This window comes from Chitinophaga arvensicola (assembly GCF_900110835.1).
Classification (GTDB): domain Bacteria; phylum Bacteroidota; class Bacteroidia; order Chitinophagales; family Chitinophagaceae; genus Chitinophaga; species Chitinophaga arvensicola.
Genome location: NZ_FOJG01000002.1, coordinates 1 through 17091 on the forward strand (window position 1 = coordinate 1; position 17091 = coordinate 17091).

A 17091-nucleotide genomic window follows, 5' to 3' on the forward strand; every position below is an offset into this window, starting at 1 on the left:
TTGCCGATGGTCCATACACTGGTGGTTTCATTGTAAGCGCCGCTGCTAACTGTTTTCTGTTTGAACAGGTAGCCCGATTTCAGTAGATCCGTTACCGTTACACCGGTCGCGGTACTAGGTCCGTTATTTTTCGCTGTAATAGTGAACGTAACGGTGTTGCCTACATCCGGTGTACTATTGCTGATAGTTTTAGTTACCACCAGGTCAGCTACCGGTACTGGTACAGACGTTACACTGCTGGTGTTGTTAGTGGTGGTGCGGTCTGTTTCCGTACCGGAAATAGTAGCGGTATTGAGGTAGCTACCACTGGCCAGTACTTTAGCCGTTACCGTGAGGGTAGCAACGGCATCTTTGTTCAGATCGCCAATGGTCCATTTGCCGTCGGTATCAACGGTTCCCACAGTTGGGTTATAGGTGATGTTTCCGTAGCCGGAAGGCGCGGGATCGTCTACCACTACACCAGTGGCTTTACTGGGTCCATGATTGATGGCCTTGATGGTAAAGGTAACGGTAGCGCCTACATCAGGCGTAGTATTATCTACTGTTTTCAATACTTCCAGGTCGGTTACTGCTACACGGGTAACAGTCACATCGCTGGTGTTATTGGTGGTTACCGGGTCATACTCCGAACCGGTAATAGTAGCGGTATTGGTATAGTTGCCGGTTGCATTAACGATGGCAGTAAGCTGGATGCTTTTTACTTCGCCGCTGTCCAGTGTGCCGATTGCCCATTCGCCGGAACTGGCTACATAGGCGGCATTGGAAGGCTGTACGCTTTCAAACGTAAATCCTGAAGGCAGCAGGTCAGTTACTTTCACATTGGTAGCGGGACTAGCCCCTTTGTTGGTCGCTTTCAGTGTGAAAACCACTTTAGTGCCGGCATCTGCGGTAGCCTTATCTACTGTTTTCTCTATTTGCAGATCCGTCACGGCCCTTACGGTAGCAGGAGGAACTGTAGCGGTGTTGTTGGTGGTATTGTTATCTTTTGTAGTGGTGGTGATCGTCGCGGTATTACCGTAAGAAGTGCCTTTGCCTAATACTTTAACGATCAGGGCAATGGATTCTGTTTTACCGGCAGCCATATTGCCGATGGTCCAGATGCCGGTAGCTTTATTAAACGTACCCACAGACGGCGTTGGATTCACCGCATAGGTATAACCGTTTTCCAGCACGTCTTTTACGGTAACACTCTGTGCTACGCTTGGTCCATCGTTGGTGGCAGTAATGGTAAAAGTGACGGTGCTTCCTGCATCTGGCGCATTGTTACTGAGCGTCTTGGTTATTTTTACATCTGATACCGGTACAGGGGTTGTAGATACACTCGCTGTATTGTTCGACGTATTATTATCTACTTCCGCACCGGAAATGGTGGCGGTGTTCTGATAACTACCGCTTGCATTCACTTTTGCGGTGATAGTCAATGTAGCGCTTTGATTTACATTGAGCGTACCCACCGTCCAGGTATTACCGGTATAAGCAGCAGAAGACGCAGATACAAAAGTATAACCTGCCGGAAGCGCATCCACTACTTTTACATTGGTGGCTTTACTTGGGCCGTCATTTTTGGCAACGATGGTGAACACCACGTTGCTGCCTGCATCAGGGGTGCTGAAATCTACTGTTTTAGTAACAGCCAGATCTGTAGCCTGCTTAATGGCGGGCGTTACGCTGGCGGTGTTATTGGTTAAGGTAACTTCTGTTTCGTTACCTGTTATATGTGCATTTAACGTGTAGTCCGTTTCATCCGGATTCACGTTGGCGATGAGTGTCAGTATGGTGGAACTGCCGGCAGCGAGGTTACCGATTGTTAGCACACCAGTTGACGAATTATATGTACCGCTTCCGGGTGTGCTTTGTGTAAGCGTATAACCTGCCGGCAGTTGCAGGTTTTCAACGATTACACCGGTTGCATCGCTTGGCCCGTTGTTGGTAGCAGTAACCGTGAAGGTAAGTGGCTGTCCTGCCTGAGGCGTACCGGAAGTAGCAATGCCCACCGCAAGGTCCATCCGGGGCGTTACTACCGGTGGCACAATGGCAGCGGTGTTGTTGGCCAGGTTGATATCGTTGTCGGTAGTGTAGGCCGTCGCGCTATTGTTGTAATTACCTTTAGGCTGTACGGTTACCTGGTAAGTAAGGGTAGCCGTTTCTCCTTTATTAAGCTGGGTGATTTTCCAGTTATTATTGGCAAAAGTACCTTTGGAGGCGGTAGCGGTGCCATTATTATAACCGCTTTGCAACACGTCTGTAACGGTTACATCATAGCAGTTGTTGCTGCCGGTATTCTGCACGGTGACCGTGAAAGTAACCTTATCCAACGGATACAGGGGAGAAGGTGCATTGATGGATTTCGTCACCACCAGGTCCACAAATTGTTTGGGTACCACTGCTGCCGTAGAGCTATTATTGCTGGCCTTCGGATCATATTCTTTGCGCGTGATGGTAGCCTTATTGGCAAACACGGCTCTGCCCATGTCTTCACTGACGGTTGCATCAAAGGTCTGTACCAGACCGGTGGTGCCGGCGTTTACGTTGCCCAGGTTCCAGGTAATAACACGGGTAGCAGGGTCATAAGTCAGGGCGCCTGCCAGCGGTAATACAGGTACTAACCCGGCAGGTAACGTATCCGTTACCGCTACTTCGGTAGCATGGCTCGGGCCATTATTGCCGGCCGTAAGGGTATAGGTAACGTTATCCCGTACATTGACAGAATCCTTGCTGGCAGTTTTTACAATCTGTACATCTGCGGAAGGCAACGGTGCTACGGTGACAATATCGCTGTTGTTGGCCGGCACAATGTCTTCCGGATGATTGCTGGAAGCGGTGTTGGTATAGGTACCGCTCATATTCACTTTGGCTGTAAGGGTCATGGTTTTGCTCTGACCACTTTTCAATATGCCTACAGACCAGTTTTTGGTGGTTGTGTTATAGGCGCTTCCTACCGAGGTAGACACATAGGTAAAACCATTTCCCAATGCTTCTGCTATTACAACGTTGGCAGCATCGCCGGTTCCTTTGTTGGTAACCGTAATGGTGAACACCACATTGTTACCCACATAAGGAGTAAGGGTGTTTGCCGTTTTCTTTACTTCTATATCCGGACGGGCCAGTGTGACGGGCGTGGGCGATTCATCATCAAAGGCGGAGCCGTTGCCATTGGCATCGGGTACTGCGCCATTAACAGCCAGATCGCTTACGGTAGAAGTACCTGCCATGGCTGTTACAGCGGGTTGTGTGGTAAAGGTGCCGTATTGTCCGTTGTTTTTTAGATTTACCACCACCGTGATAGTAGCCGTGGCGCCGGCTGCCAGCGTGGCGTTCGTGTTACTCAGCGAAGGCAACGCATCCGTGCCCTTGAAAGTACTGTTGGTGGTAATACCCTGCCCGCTCACAGAAGTGATGGTGTAGGTCATAGGGCTGGGAAACGTGCTGCTGAAGGAACTGTTCACGTTCACTTTAGTGAGATCCAGTCCCCCCATATTCTTAACCGTATAGGTATATGTGATGTTATAACTACCATCGTTTTGCAGGTCCGGGGCACTGGCAGATAATGCCAGTCCTATAGCCGGAAACTGGAAGGTAGTAAAAGAGATATCGCTTACTGTGTTCCCGGTGATAGAGGGTTTGCCGCTAACACCGGTGATATTTTTATAGGTGGCCGACTGTGCTTGTACACCGATAACGCAAGCCATCAAAAAGACAGTCAAACAATATTTTATAGCAAGGAATTTTTTCTTTGTCATAGGTAGATCGTTAAACTGCTAGAAGAATTTTACTTTGATGGTAATGGTGATCGTTGCAGTAGTACCGGCGGCTAACTCTGCGATATCAGCATTTAGTATGTTGACATCATTTTTACCGTCAAAGGAATTGTTGTAACTGTTGATATCATTCATATCAGCTATGGTGTGGCCTATCACCGAATAGACAGCGTTCGCGGGTAAACCTCCGGGGATATAGTCGGTCAGTGTTACGTTTTTAATAGTAACCGTGTTGCCGGGATTGGTCAGTTTAAAGGTGAAAGTGACATTATAGCTGCCGTCTGCATCGTTAAATATCGGTGTGCCGGCAGTTTTCACAACCTTGATACCACAATCATCCACATGAACGGTTACTTCCCTGATTTTGAATGGACAAGTCTCGTTGCTGATCAACCATCTGAATTTATATGTGCCGGCTACCAGGCCACTCACAGTGGGCGCCGGATCAGTGTTACTGCTCAGTGCAGGCATAACACCCGGTGTATTTACCACAGACCATTTGCCGACGCCTATTACAGGTGGATTTGCCGGCAAAGTCAGGGGTGAATAAAGGCAGATGCTCATGGTGGTGTCCGGGAGAGGATCAGATGGACGTGCATACACGGTGAGCGGTAAATCACTGACGCTCGTACAGCTGCCGGAATAAATGGTCCAGCGCATCAGGTAAGAACCTGGTGCAACATCCGCAACTGTGGTAGTTGGATTGGTTTCGTCAAAAGTTACAGCTGCTGGGCTTCCATCTGCATACGTGATGGTCCACTTGCCCGTTTCTCCCGCCTGTGGTGTATTGGCCTTTAATGCAATGGAGGTAGTAGCGCCTGTAAGGATACATAGTTTATTGGCAAGGATATTTCCAACATTGGCAACGGCCGGATTAGGAGGCGTTGAGGTGACATTGACAGTGATATCTTTATGTTTCGCGGCACATACGCCGTTGCTCACTGTCCAGCGGAAATCGTACTGACCTACCATGGCGCCCGGTACTTTGGTAGATGGCGCATTGATCGCTTCAATGGCAGCTGTGCTGCCATCAGGTGCCGACAGGATTGACCATGTACCAATACCGGAAGTGGGCGCTACCGCGTGCAGCAGGATGTTATCTGTGCAGGCGTTCGTCTGATCGGCACCCGGTTGCGGCTCTGATGGTTCAGCCGATATAACAATGCGCATGATATCAGTATTGCTGGTGCAATAACCATTGGACACCGTCCAGCTGAATACATAAATACCTGGTTGCAGGTTGTTTACCTGCGTTGTTCTCAGGGAAGGATTTACAATAACCGGGTCAGTGGTGCCTTCTGGCTTGGTGGCTAACGTCCACGTACCTACGCCTTTTGCAGGAGCAATGGCGGCGAGCTGGGTGGATTGGGTAGATTGACCGGTTGGTAAACAGAACTCCTGATCAGGCCCTGCATCCGCAGCAGATGGCAATTGACTTGTAGTCACTGTAGTGGTACCACTGGAGGCATTACAGCCGGCAGCTGCCGCAATAGTATAGGTAAAGGTATAAGTATTGCCGGGTGTCATATTGGTGATAACGGCAGCGTTGCCGGCGTTGGCGGTGATGGTAGGACCAGCAGGACCGGCTGTTTGCGTCCAGGTGCCTATACTTCCTTCGTTGGCACTAACAACTGTAGAAGTGCTGTTACACAGTTGTTGGGTAACTGTTTGCACTTTCGCATTTTCTCTCACGGTCAGCACCACTTCATCTGTGCTCACGGGGCAATCAGGACCGCTGTTGGCGGTCCATTGTAATTTATAGATACCTGTTTTCAGGTTGCTGATCGTTGTTTTCGGATCGGAAGGATTAGTGAAAGTGGGATTGGATGGACCGCTTACTACGCTCCATGTTCCGATGCCATTGGTAATGGTATTGCCTGCAAGTGTGGCCACAGCTACGCCGCAGATTGTTTGATCAGGACCTGCCTGTGCCTGTGTAGGTGGTGTGGTGATATTGAAGGTCACGTCACTGAAGTTCGAGGCGCAGGCGCCGTTTGAAATGGTCCAGCGGAAAGTGTAGCGCCCATCCAGCAGGTTGTTCACCGTGGTGTTGTTGAGAGCAGGATCCACGATAGTGATACCGCCGGGGCCCTGTTCCTGTGACCATCGACCGGTACCTACGGAAGGTACATTGCCGTTAAGCGTAATGGTGGCGGCGCCACAAAGCTGCTGGTTGCTGCCGGCAGCTGCTGTTGTAGCCGGGGTAGAAATGGTGTATAATACGGTGTCGCGGGTATCAGGACAACCATTTCTGCTCAGGCTCCATTCCAGTTGGTAATTGCCGTTGGTAGCACCGGTAACGCCGGTATTATTGAGTGCCGCATTTGTAAAAGAGATATTATTGGTGCCACCTACCAGGCTCCATTTACCGGTTTCTCCATTTGTGGGTGCGTTACCGGCAAGCGTGAGTGCATTGGTGCCGGCAGGCATACACTGGTCAGGGCCGGCGTTGGCCTGTTTCGGTCCGGCAACGTTGGAGGTGGTTATACTTACACTGGCAGAATTTTGTCCGCATGAATTTTTCATGGTCCAGGTAAAAGTATAACTGGTGTTGGCCGCTAATCCGTTTACGATCGCGTGCGGATCATTTGGATCAGAAAAGGTGACACCGGCACTGGGTGTAACCGTCCATAAGCCTGTTTCGTTGAGGGTGGGTGTATTTCCCTGCAATTGATACGGAGTGGCGTTACAGATGGTAACGCTTTGTCCTGCGGCAGCAGCCGTCGGATTTCTGTCAGATACCACTACCTGCACATCTGCCTGTTGGTTGGGGCAACCTACACCGCCGGTAATGATCCAGCGGAAAGTATAGGTGCCGTTTACCAATCCGTTGATGAGGGTTGTCGGATCTTTTTTATCGGCGATATTCGCCGTGTTGGGACCACTAACCTGCGACCAGTTGCCACTGCCTGTTGCAGGGATGTTACCGGCAAGATGTGTTTCTATAATATTACAGGCTAATACCTGTTTCGTACCTGCGTTTGCAGCAGTGGGCGCCTGTGATAATTGAACATATACATCGGCGTATTGATCCTGGCATCCGCCAAAACCATTGTCGGTAGTTCTTTTCAGACGAACCAGGTAAGTTCCCGGGATGGTATAGGGAGGTAGGAGTAACGGTTGACCGGCATCTTTGAAGTCAGTGGTACTTACACCCGCCGGAGCACTGATGAGCGCCCATTGCGTTTTATCGCCACCGGTATAATTGTAATTGACAGTAACCAAACTGGCATTACAAGGAGCGACCACTGGTGAAGGTGCCGTAATCGTAGGCGGTGTGGTATAATTGATAGTATACTTACCGGTAGTATTACAACCAGTTGAGGGGTTGGTGATCGTATAACTAAATACACTTTTTACACCGGTAAGATTCCTGATTTCCGTGGAAGGCGCATTGGGAGAAACGATATCGCCGGTACCTGATTCGCGTGTCCAGGTGAGGGTTTCACCTGCATAAGCAGGAGTGAGGCCGGTGATAATGGTGGCGTTGCGTCCATCGCAGAAAACCGCGCTGGCATCTTTGGCTTCCGTGACCGATTGCGTACCAACAGGAACCGTAATGATAATATCATCCGCACCTTTGGCACAGGGACCGGTTACGGTCCACCGTAATTTATAGGTGCCGGCAGAGAGATTGGAAACGATGGCTTTATTATCGTGAATATCGCTGAATGTTGGTACAGTCGGACCACTTAAGAAAGACCAGGTGCCCTGTTGTCCGTTGGTATTATTACCGCCGAAGGTGGCGTGCAGATCAGCATGTTGCGTGGTGGAATAACAGTTGTTGAGCGTCTGGTTAGGGCCGGCATCAACCGGCATCACACCACCAGGATTGGTGACAACAACTTCAGCGAAAGAGCGGCAGGAGTTACTGCTGTTGATCGTCCAGCGTAATGTTGTCTTTCCGGCTTTTTCCGGATCTGCGGAAATCGGAAGCTCCGTTCGATTGATATCGGCAGGGTTGAAGCTGATGCCATTGGCAGCCCCTTCAATCGTCCAGGTCCCGGTTTCTCCGCTACCGGGAGCATTAGACTGTAATAAACTAACGGGAGGGCATATATTGAGATCTGCGTTGGTTTTGGCAATAGTAGCAGGATAAGTATTATATAATACCTCGTCATAAATAAGCGAACCATCCATGCATTTTGCAGAGAGCCTGAATTTGTAAGTATTGCCGGGAGTATAGCCAGTTACTTCACTGGTCAGATTTTCCGGATGGACGATAGTAACAGCAGGACCACTGATCTGCGACCATATCGGATTAACGGCAATCAGGCCGCTACTGGATCCGGAAAGAATGAATTTGTCGTTAGGACAAACAGAAGTGGTTACACCTGCGTTAATAGTACAGTTCTGGGCATATAAAGCATTGGCCGCAAATAGGAAAAGCGCTGCCAATGCGATGCTACGTAGTAGTCCGCTCATTTTCAAGGTACAGGAATTATAAAAAAAATATCTGCTATGTAATTATTATCGGGGCAAAGGTATATACATAATTTGGATCACGTATGTGTTTAAACATATATAATATATAATAACTAGATATACTATTATATATGTAATATATTGATTTTAATATATTTGCATCAATTTCCTTACGCTGCTACTTAGCTTGATAAATACGTAATCTTTTTAAAACTTAAATATTGACTTTGGGAGAAAGCCAACTATTCAAGTCTTAATGCAAAAAACATCAATAGTCATTCAAGGCATTCCACTTCTTACGTATACTTATCAGCATCAAAAAATAAGGGGTAAAGAAAAGGAGTAGCGGAAGTATCAACGATAACGCACCGCCGGAAGGGAAGTTCAAAAGGAGAAGGCCGATGAAGATAAGCCCGAATATGCCTATCACCAGGTTAAATCTCAGCGCCCACTTCACACCCCTCCATAGTAACCAGCCCATTAAAAATATGCAGACACAATAAATGACGATGAAGATGATAGGTAAGATGACCATCAGTGGATCCGCTGTGGTATTCATCTGCTGCCGGAATTCCCCGATGCTGAAAAAGGAGCCGAGAAGCGCAAATACGCCGCCAACCATAAAAAACCAGATATAGATTTTCAGAACAAGTGGTAGTATAGCACGGCGTCTGACAGGAGCGGGCTGGCCGAAAGCCTCATCAAAAATAGAAGAATCGGATGTCATTAATATAGGTTATAAGGATAATAAATACTAAAGGTAATTTTTTATTTAATGAAAGAAATAGCACTAAATAGTGAGCTTTTCAGGACATGAAATCTGAGCTTTACAGGAAAGCGCCATAAATGCGTATGACCTACTTTTGTGAAGTAAAATTACAAAGATGAAAGCAGCAAAAAAAACACGCAGAATAGTGTATATACTACGGGTACTCTTACTCGTACTGGCTGTTTTTATCGCAACCACCGCTATTTATATGACGCATCCGTTATTTGGAAAGAAGCCTTCGGGAGCGCGATTGGAACGCATAAAAAAATCACCGCAGTATCGCGATGGTAAATTTCAGAATACACATCCCACACCACAGGTAACACAAAACATCGGTGTTGCTTTGTATGAGTATTTTTTCAGGAAGTCCCCGGACATAAAGCCTGCCGTCGCTATTCCTGCTATAGCTATCGACTGGAATAAACTTCCGGTAGGGCAACCGGCCCTCGTCTGGCTGGGGCACTCTTCTTACCTGCTGCACCTCGATGGCAAAAATATTTTGGTAGACCCGGTGCTGAGCCAGCAGGCATCACCGATGCCCGGAGGAGGCAAACCTTTTCCCGGTACGAATGTAACAACGGCGGCAGCTTTGCCGCAGATCGACTACCTCTTTATTTCACACGACCACTACGATCACATGGATTTCGAAACGCTGAAGAAATTGAGGACGAAAGTAGGTAAGGTAATCTGTGGATTGGGCGTAGGCTCCCATCTGGAATATTGGGGTTATAGCCCGGAACAGATTATTGAAGGGGATTGGTGGGATGCCGTTGATCTGGGTGGCGGCTTTTCCGTAGTACTAACACCCGCACGTCACTTTTCCGGCAGAAGCATCTGGGGCGCCAATACACTCTGGACCTCTTATGTACTGCAAACGCCTTCCAAAAAGATCTACCTCGGAGGAGACAGCGGATATGATGTACATTTTAAAGAAATCGGGGACCGGTTCGGACCTTTCGACCTGGCTATCCTGGAAAACGGGCAGTACGATCTCAGTTGGAAATACATCCATATGCAACCGGAGGAAGTGATCCAGGCCACAAAAGACCTGGACGCGAAAGTGCTGTTACCCGTGCACTCCTCCAAATTTGTACTGGCAAATCATGCCTGGTATGAGCCGCTGGAGCGCATTTCCAGGTTAAGTATCTCCCAACATGTTCCGCTGCTAACACCATTGATCGGCGAAATCGTAAATCTGAATGCCCTGAATACAACACCCACCTTCTGGTGGAAAAAAAAGAGCTGATGGCAAAGGAAATTAACTTACACGGCATACAACGCACCTGCTACGCTAAAAGTAGCAAGGCTGGCGAACAGTTCATAAAAGATCATGGATTGTCCTGGATTGTTTCCGGTGAGATGGAAGCTTACGACGGTCACACGAAATACGTATACCGCAAAGGAGACATTGTACTATACCGTAAAAATGCATTGGTACGTTTTGTAAAATATCCGGCCCATGACGAAGCATTTGAAGCTATTTCAGTGATCCTGGATGAATCACTGCTGCAGGATTTTTCGCAGCAGCAGCAATTGGTTTCCCAAAAAGCAATGAAGGAAAGTTTATTCAAACTCGAACCCGATGAGCTAATCCAGGGCTACTTCATCGCTTTGCAACCCTGGTTTGACCATCATATGAATACGGACCTGGTTGAACTCAAAAAGAAAGAACTCATTCATCTTCTTTTACACCATAACAAAAATTTCAGGGACCTGCTCTTTCATTTCGGTACGCCGGGGAAGATTAACCTGGAAGGCTTTATGAATACACATTATCACTTTAATGTGCCATTGTCCGAACTCGCCTTCCTTACCGGCAGAAGCCTGGCAACTTTTAAACGCGATTTTGAGAAAATATTCCAGACATCTCCCAATCGCTGGTTACAACAGAAAAGATTAGAGGAAGCGTATTATTTATTACATAATAAAAAGATGAAATCGAAGGACGTTTACCTGGAAGTTGGTTTTGAAACCCTTTCCCATTTTTCCTACGCTTTTAAAAATAAGTTTGGCGTAAGTCCTTCCAATATCTAGTACAAAAAAACATTTACATATGAAAAAGACCGTTTTAATTACGGGCTCCTCCACTGGGATTGGAAGAGCCGCAGCCCTTCTTTTTGCCGAAAATGGCTGGAATGTAGTCGCTACCATGCGCAACCCGGAGCAGGAGAAAGAACTGACACAGCTCGGAAATGTACTGGTTACTTCCCTGGAACTACAGGATCCGGCATCCATCCATAACAGTATTCAAACTGCGCTGGAAAGATTTGGCCGCCTGGATCTCTTGGTAAACAATGCTGCCTACGGGCAATATGGCGTTTTCGAGGCCATCACGCCGGAGCAGATTGAACAACAGTTCAGGGTGAATGTATTTGGTACCATGAATGTGATCCGCGCGGTATTACCACATTTCAGACAACAAAAGCAAGGCAGTATCATCAATGTAAGTTCCGCCGGCGGACGGATTGGTATCCCGTTAATCTCGATGTATGTGGCCTCTAAGTTCGCATTGGAAGGCTTCTCGGAAGCACTTTCCTATGAACTGGCCACCCAGCATATCAGTCTGAAACTGGTAGAACCAGGTGGCGTGGATACGCCTTTCCACAACACTTCCGCAAAACATTTCGCCATGGATCCTGAGCTGACAGACTACAACGACTTCATCGCATCTGCTACGGCAAAACTCGGTGAAATGGGAGAGCATATGTCCAGCGCCACAGCGGTAGCAGAGGAGATTTATAAAGCAGCTACAGATGGTTCCGACCAGTTCCGTTATGCCGTAGGTGCAGATGCAAAGGGATGGATCAAAGACAGAACCTCCATGGACGATCTTACATTCACGAGGCATATGCGCACATTGTTTAATCTTAATTAAAGTCTGCATATCATGAAACAAACGATATTTATTACCGGCGCCTCCTCGGGGATTGGCCTGGCAACCGCACAGTATTTTGTGGAACAGGGTTGGAATGTAGTGGCTACAATGCGTCAGCCGTATAAACAAACGGCGCTAAAAAACAGCGATCAGCTGCTGTTGCTGAAACTGGATGTAGCCGAACCCGCTACTTTCCCGGAAATAATCGACACCGCTATCGCCAGGTTTGGTAAAATAGATGTGCTGCTCAATAATGCGGGCTACGGGCAACATGGTTTATTTGAAGCCACCACCACTGAACAGATCAGGCGCCAGTTTGACGTGAACCTGTTTGGTACCATGGATATCACCAAAGCCCTGCTGCCGCATTTCCGTCAACAGCGGAGCGGAAGCATTATCACCATTACTTCCGGCGTAGGTCGGGTTACTGTTCCCCTGGTATCGGTGTATGCGGCCTCAAAGTTTGCGCTGGAAGGCTTTTGCGAATCACTTTCTTTTGAACTGGCTGCACAGCATATTAAAGTGAAGATCATCGAACCAGGTAGCATCAATACCAATTTTGAACAAACCACCAAAGCCAATTTTGCAGTAGATGATACTTTAACTGATTACAGTGAGTACCTGAAACAGATGGATGAGATTTTTAAAAGTATTTACAGCGGTGGTTCAGCTTCCCCAAGAGATGTTGCCGCAGCTGTCTTTGCTGCTGCTACAGATGGTTCGGATCAACTGAGATATGTAGTAGGGGAAGACCTGCAACCATTGCTGGATATCCGCAACGGTGGTACAGATGAGCAGTATATGAATGTATTGAGAAGCACTTTTTCTCCCTCCGGAAACCATTGATTTTCCTTCGGATGATCATATAAAAATAGCCGGTCTTGAAAAAGACCGGCTATTTTTGATCCCCCTGTAAAGATCATCTACAGTTATTTGTTTTCGATCCAGTCCACCAGCAATTTACGTTCTGCAAAAAGCCATTTTTCTGCTTGTTTTATGAAGATGTCATGATAGCGGATGGTAGCAATCATCAGGTGTTGCCCGTTGCTATCTACCGTTAGGTGATGCGCCCTGCAATACGTGATTCCATGTGCCCGGTCGCCTTCCAGGGTAACAGTACTTTGTCCGTTGAAGTGCATGGTGGCATGATAGGTATTCAGGTTGTCAAAAACCGGGAACAGGTCTGCCCGTTTGGTAATGACCTGTGTAGGCGTATCAGACTTACTGTCCATATACACAATAAATTGCGTATCTTCTGTAAACAGTGCCATTTGTCCTGTTGCATTACGCGTATCGGCGCAGTAGGCGTATTGATCTACCACTTCGCGTATCGCGCGCCGGTCCTGTTCTTCTCTAATAAACTGTTCTGTTGTCATTTTGTTTTGAATAAATGGTGGCCGGTGTGATACCGAATTTTTCTTTAAAGGAAGAATAGAAATGGGAGAGGTTTTCGAAACCCAGATCCAGGTAGATGTCTGCCGGTTTCTGTTGTTTTTTTTCGATGAGATAGTAGGCTTCCACCAGTCGTTTTTCTTTCAGCCATTTGCGTGGCGACGTACCAAACACTTTTTCAAAATCGCGCTTAAAACTAGCCAGACTTCTTCCCGTTAATCTGGCAAAATTTTCAATGGGTACGTTGTATTGATAATTCTTCACCATAAATGCTTCCAGGTCGATTTTATAAGGAGTTGAAAAATCGAAGAGGAGTGTTTTAAGCACCGGGTGCAGCTTTAGCAGCAACGTAATCATCTCGTTTACCTTCATCGCTTCCATTTCAGGATTTACTTCCTTTGTATGTTCCAAATAGGGGATCAGTGAAGAGAAATAACCCTGTATAAAGCTATCTGGCTCCAGTAAAATATTAGGATCGCCACTGTATTTATGATCAGTAGCAATATGATGTTCCACAGCATATTTTTTCAGGTAGTCCGTATCCAGCATAACGGAAACGGAGCGGTATTCCCTGTTCTCTCCCGGATATTTGAAAGCCTTTGCCAGTTGGTTCCTGTGGGCAATCATCAGTTGTCCTTCTTTTAGGATCATGGTTCCCTGCTGATGATCGATGTGCGTTTCGCCGGATATCTGGAAGGATACGGCATGTTTCGGCACAAACTGTTCGTGCCCCATGGCTTTATCGACCAGGCAGGAATAAACAAAAGCATCTCCAAAGTTATTTTCTTCGTTACTCATGTACCAGTTGTTTTAATTGTTCGTGATAAAGGGTATTGCGTGCATCGGTATGGCTGTCGATGGCCATGAGCAATCCTGCCAGTAATCCAAGCGTGATGCCGATGGCTCGCCAGGTGGGCGATGGCAGCAACAGGATGATCAATCCTGCGAGGATCAGCAGTACCGGTAATACACGGAATACGGTGGCCAGCTCCTGCTGCGACTTCGCGGTACGTTGTAGTTCCTGTTGCAGGAACACCTGTGGATCGTTGCGATAGGTTTGTTCAAATTGTGTGATGCGGGGTTTGTTGGCAAAAAATAACCCGGTGCCCACCGCTACCAGGAAAACGCCCGATACCAGCAAGGGCCAGATGAAAGCCCTTGCCATAGTGGTTTTCCCCCAGTAATAAAAGCCAATGGCGGCTGCCAGTACGATAATACTGAAAAGCCATACTATTCTGGCGGAGAAGACTTCTGCCTTTGCCCAGTCGGTACTTAGTTTTAAAAGGTCCATAGTGATCATTATCTTTTATAATCCGAACTGCTTTTTAAGTCCGTTGATGAAAGTATTGTCATCTTCTTTTGATCGCTTTCCCAGCAATGCCTGTGCATCCGGGGTAGCAGGGTAGCGAAGCTGATCGGTATCATCCGTAGCGGCTTCATAGATTTTTTCGGCTACCACGCGGGCGGGCACACTCATACTCCCCAGGTTGTCCATCATTTTTGTAAGGGTAGTCATCAGCCCCTGGTATGCTGCTATCGTTGTGTCGTTCTTAAAGTCAAAGGATCTTCCGGCAAAATCGGTGGCAGTGGCGCCCGGTTCAATGATTTTGACCTTTCCGCCAAAGGTGGCCAGTTCAAAGTTCAACGATTCCGAAATACCCTCTACCGCAAATTTGGTCCCGTGGTACAATGTGCCAAAAGGAAATGCAAACCGGCCGCCCATAGAGGAAACGTTGATGATCACTCCTCCCTTGTTCGCTCTGAAATGGGGGATCACGGCGCGGCTCACATCCAGTAACCCGATTACGTTGGTATTAAACTGACGAAGGATGCTTTCCCTGTCAAATACTTCCAATGGTCCATACGCGCCGTATCCTGCATTGTTTACCAGCACATCAATTTTCCCGAAGCGATGGATGCTTTCCTCCACGGTATGCTGAATACCTGCCGGATCCGATACATCCAGTTTAGTTACCCAAACATTTTTGAATGTGTTTAGTTCAGTTTCGTTTTCAGGTGTACGCATGGTTGCAATAACATGCCAGCCTTGTTCTGCAAAAAAAATTGCGGTGGCTTTACCAATGCCGCTGCTACTTCCGGTGATTAAAATCGTCTTGCTCATCCTGTTGATTATTTGAAAGTAAAGGTCCGCTTCCTCCAACTATTTTAGTTTTCCCTGCGGCTCAATTTTAGTGTTCTGTAAAGCTCATCTGCGCGCTTGTCGTGAGCCAATGAGCATTAAAATTCGAGCCTTGCAGCGAACGTTCCCGGAATTTTCCTTCCGAGATTTGGGTAACAAAACAAGGATAACCATGAGTATAAACATCTCCGGAAAAGTAATTGTTATTACAGGCGCCAGTAGCGGCATCGGCCTGGCTACGGCTAAAATATTAAGCGCGCAGGGCGCTATTGTCAGTTTAGGTGCACGGCGTATAGAAAGACTAACACCTTTGGTAGAAGAGATTAACAGCAGGGGAGGTAAAGCCCTGGCGCGCCGTACAGACGTGAGTGTGCGTGAAGACGTACTGGCGCTGGTGGCAGACACCGTAGCGGCTTTTGGTAAAGTAGACGTGATGGTCAACAACGCAGGTGTAATGCCCTTATCCCTGATAGAAGACCTGAAATTTGAGGAGTGGAACCAGATGATTGATGTGAATGTAAAGGGCGTATTATATGGAATCGCTGCGGTGTTGCCTTATTTTAAACAACAACGTTCAGGCCAGGTGATCAATGTCTCCTCTTTGGCCGGACATATGGTAGCCCCTACATCTGCCGTGTATTCCGCCACCAAAGCGGCTGTACTGATGCTCAGTGAAGGCTTCCGCCAGGAGGTAAAGCCGTATAATATCCGTACCACGGTGGTTTCGCCCGGACTGGTCGAAAGCGAATTATCGCATACTATTTCAGCCGTAGAAGTAAAGGTAGCGATAGATGAACTCAGAAAGCTGTCCATTCCGGCGGAGAATATCGCCAATGCAATTGCTTACGTTATTTCTCAGCCGGAAGAGGTGGATGTCAGCGAGATCCTCATCCGTCCAACCGCGCAACCTATGTAATTGCGGAAAAACCGTTATCCGGCTGTATACAGGGCGATTTTCAAAGGAGAAAATCTCCCTGTACTATTTTCTTCATTTTGACAAAATTTGTAAATTTGTCAAAATATTACTACTTTTACGGCCGTAATTATCAAGAAGCATGAGTCTTTCACAAGAGGAGTTACTGAGAAGTCAGATTTTGCAAACTGCACAGCAGCTGTATGAGCGCCACGGCATCAAGAAGGTGACGATGGACGATGTGGCGAAAGCAGTAGGTAAAACCCGCAGCGCCCTCTATTATTATTTTAAAAACCGCGATGAATTGTTTGAGGCGGTGATGTTTTCACTGGTGGAAGAAGTGAAAAACGAAATGGAAGGCGTGATCAACAAAGAGAAAGGACTGGAAGCCAAGATCCATGCCTTTTGTTTTGCCAAGATCAAAGGCTTTAAGAAAACCCGTAACTTCATTGCTGCCATAGAATCAGGATTGGATAAAGACGAATTATCCAAATATTCCGCGATCATGTGGAATGTGCATCAGCATATGATGCAGGCAGAAACAGCTTTGCTGAAGAAAGAGATTGAACACGCCGTAGCTTCCCGGGAAATACCGGAGCCGGACACCGATGCACTGGAAACATTACTATTTGTATTATTGAGCAGCATTCGCGGCATCCGCAGGGAATCTGCTATAGAAGGATATAAAAACCTCTGGCAGAACGGGGTGGTCATGTTGGCGAGATCCGCTGCACGGGAACTGGGGTTGTAATTTTTTTTATCCATAATTTGACGTTTCGATGTTTTTTGTCAAATAGTTCGAATGCCGTTTTATTATCA

General features: G+C 47.3%; 13 protein-coding genes. 6 read left to right on the plus strand and 7 right to left on the minus strand.

Annotated features, from left to right (window positions below):
- From BMW79_RS17310 to BMW79_RS17320, 3 genes are all read right to left on the minus strand, one after another.
- Positions 1 to 3689 (minus strand): COG1361 S-layer family protein (locus BMW79_RS17310; RefSeq protein ID WP_177192225.1); only part of this gene is annotated, 3689 nt, incomplete at its 3' end.
- Between the two features lie 69 nt (positions 3690 to 3758).
- The gene (locus BMW79_RS17315) at positions 3759 to 8183 is read right to left on the minus strand and encodes a hypothetical protein (RefSeq protein WP_143059197.1); all 4425 of its coding nucleotides are present in this window, start codon (positions 8181 to 8183) and stop codon (positions 3759 to 3761) included.
- A 268-nt stretch (positions 8184 to 8451) separates the two neighbouring features.
- Entirely contained in the window at positions 8452 to 8910 is a 459-nt protein-coding gene (locus BMW79_RS17320; RefSeq protein WP_089896932.1) for a hypothetical protein, read from the minus strand.
- 157 nt (positions 8911 to 9067) lie between these two features.
- Here BMW79_RS17320 and BMW79_RS17325 point away from each other — a divergent pair, with 157 nt between their 5' ends.
- The 4 genes from BMW79_RS17325 to BMW79_RS17340 are packed head-to-tail and all read left to right on the plus strand — an operon-like array spanning position 9068 to position 12673.
- Complete coding sequence (locus BMW79_RS17325; protein ID WP_089896933.1) at positions 9068 to 10198, plus strand: MBL fold metallo-hydrolase; 1131 nt, start codon at positions 9068 to 9070, stop codon at positions 10196 to 10198.
- A complete protein-coding gene (locus tag BMW79_RS17330; protein WP_089896934.1) occupies positions 10198 to 10986 on the plus strand; it encodes a helix-turn-helix domain-containing protein in 789 nt (262 codons plus the stop codon). The genes BMW79_RS17325 and BMW79_RS17330 overlap by 1 nt, the downstream gene beginning before the upstream one ends.
- 19 nt (positions 10987 to 11005) lie before the next feature.
- Positions 11006 to 11827: an SDR family oxidoreductase gene (locus tag BMW79_RS17335; protein ID WP_089896935.1), complete on the plus strand. Its 822-nt coding sequence runs from the start codon at positions 11006 to 11008 to the stop codon at positions 11825 to 11827.
- Positions 11828 to 11839: 12 nt separating this feature from the next.
- Positions 11840 to 12673, plus strand: a complete 834-nt coding sequence (locus tag BMW79_RS17340) for an SDR family oxidoreductase (RefSeq protein WP_089896936.1) — start codon at positions 11840 to 11842, stop codon at positions 12671 to 12673.
- Between the two features lie 83 nt (positions 12674 to 12756).
- On the opposite strand, the gene BMW79_RS17345 is transcribed toward BMW79_RS17340, so the two are convergent.
- Genes BMW79_RS17345 through BMW79_RS17360 form a run of 4 tightly spaced genes read right to left on the minus strand, consistent with a single transcriptional unit; the run spans position 12757 to position 15341 of the window.
- Positions 12757 to 13203 (minus strand): nuclear transport factor 2 family protein, encoded by a 447-nt coding sequence (locus BMW79_RS17345; protein ID WP_089896937.1) that lies wholly within the window; start codon positions 13201 to 13203, stop codon positions 12757 to 12759.
- On the minus strand, positions 13181 to 14017 hold the full coding sequence (locus BMW79_RS17350; protein ID WP_089896938.1) for a helix-turn-helix domain-containing protein: 837 nt from the start codon (positions 14015 to 14017) through the stop codon (positions 13181 to 13183). The genes BMW79_RS17345 and BMW79_RS17350 overlap by 23 nt, the downstream gene beginning before the upstream one ends.
- Positions 14010 to 14510, minus strand: a complete 501-nt coding sequence (locus BMW79_RS17355) for a hypothetical protein (RefSeq protein WP_143059198.1) — start codon at positions 14508 to 14510, stop codon at positions 14010 to 14012. Before BMW79_RS17355 ends, BMW79_RS17350 begins: the two co-directional genes overlap by 8 nt.
- 15 nt (positions 14511 to 14525) lie before the next feature.
- On the minus strand, positions 14526 to 15341 hold the full coding sequence (locus tag BMW79_RS17360) for an SDR family oxidoreductase (protein WP_089896940.1): 816 nt from the start codon (positions 15339 to 15341) through the stop codon (positions 14526 to 14528).
- Between the two features lie 190 nt (positions 15342 to 15531).
- On the opposite strand from BMW79_RS17360, the gene BMW79_RS17365 reads away from it, so the two are divergent.
- On the plus strand, positions 15532 to 16275 hold the full coding sequence (locus tag BMW79_RS17365) for an SDR family oxidoreductase (protein ID WP_089896941.1): 744 nt from the start codon (positions 15532 to 15534) through the stop codon (positions 16273 to 16275).
- Positions 16276 to 16414: 139 nt separating this feature from the next.
- Complete coding sequence (locus tag BMW79_RS17370) at positions 16415 to 17023, plus strand: TetR/AcrR family transcriptional regulator (RefSeq protein ID WP_089896942.1); 609 nt, start codon at positions 16415 to 16417, stop codon at positions 17021 to 17023.
- Positions 17024 to 17091 lie beyond the last annotated feature (68 nt).

Coding starts and splice junctions, on each gene's coding strand:
- BMW79_RS17325 (WP_089896933.1), top strand. CDS start 9,068: ATGAAAGCAGCAAAAAAAACACGCAGAATAGTGTATATACTACGGGTA.
- BMW79_RS17315 (WP_143059197.1), bottom strand. CDS start 8,183: ATGAGCGGACTACTACGTAGCATCGCATTGGCAGCGCTTTTCCTATTT.
- BMW79_RS17355 (WP_143059198.1), bottom strand. CDS start 14,510: ATGGACCTTTTAAAACTAAGTACCGACTGGGCAAAGGCAGAAGTCTTC.
- BMW79_RS17335 (WP_089896935.1), top strand. CDS start 11,006: ATGAAAAAGACCGTTTTAATTACGGGCTCCTCCACTGGGATTGGAAGA.
- BMW79_RS17350 (WP_089896938.1), bottom strand. CDS start 14,017: ATGAGTAACGAAGAAAATAACTTTGGAGATGCTTTTGTTTATTCCTGC.
- BMW79_RS17345 (WP_089896937.1), bottom strand. CDS start 13,203: ATGACAACAGAACAGTTTATTAGAGAAGAACAGGACCGGCGCGCGATA.
- BMW79_RS17360 (WP_089896940.1), bottom strand. CDS start 15,341: ATGAGCAAGACGATTTTAATCACCGGAAGTAGCAGCGGCATTGGTAAA.
- BMW79_RS17340 (WP_089896936.1), top strand. CDS start 11,840: ATGAAACAAACGATATTTATTACCGGCGCCTCCTCGGGGATTGGCCTG.
- BMW79_RS17320 (WP_089896932.1), bottom strand. CDS start 8,910: ATGACATCCGATTCTTCTATTTTTGATGAGGCTTTCGGCCAGCCCGCT.
- BMW79_RS17330 (WP_089896934.1), top strand. CDS start 10,198: ATGGCAAAGGAAATTAACTTACACGGCATACAACGCACCTGCTACGCT.
- BMW79_RS17365 (WP_089896941.1), top strand. CDS start 15,532: ATGAGTATAAACATCTCCGGAAAAGTAATTGTTATTACAGGCGCCAGT.
- BMW79_RS17370 (WP_089896942.1), top strand. CDS start 16,415: ATGAGTCTTTCACAAGAGGAGTTACTGAGAAGTCAGATTTTGCAAACT.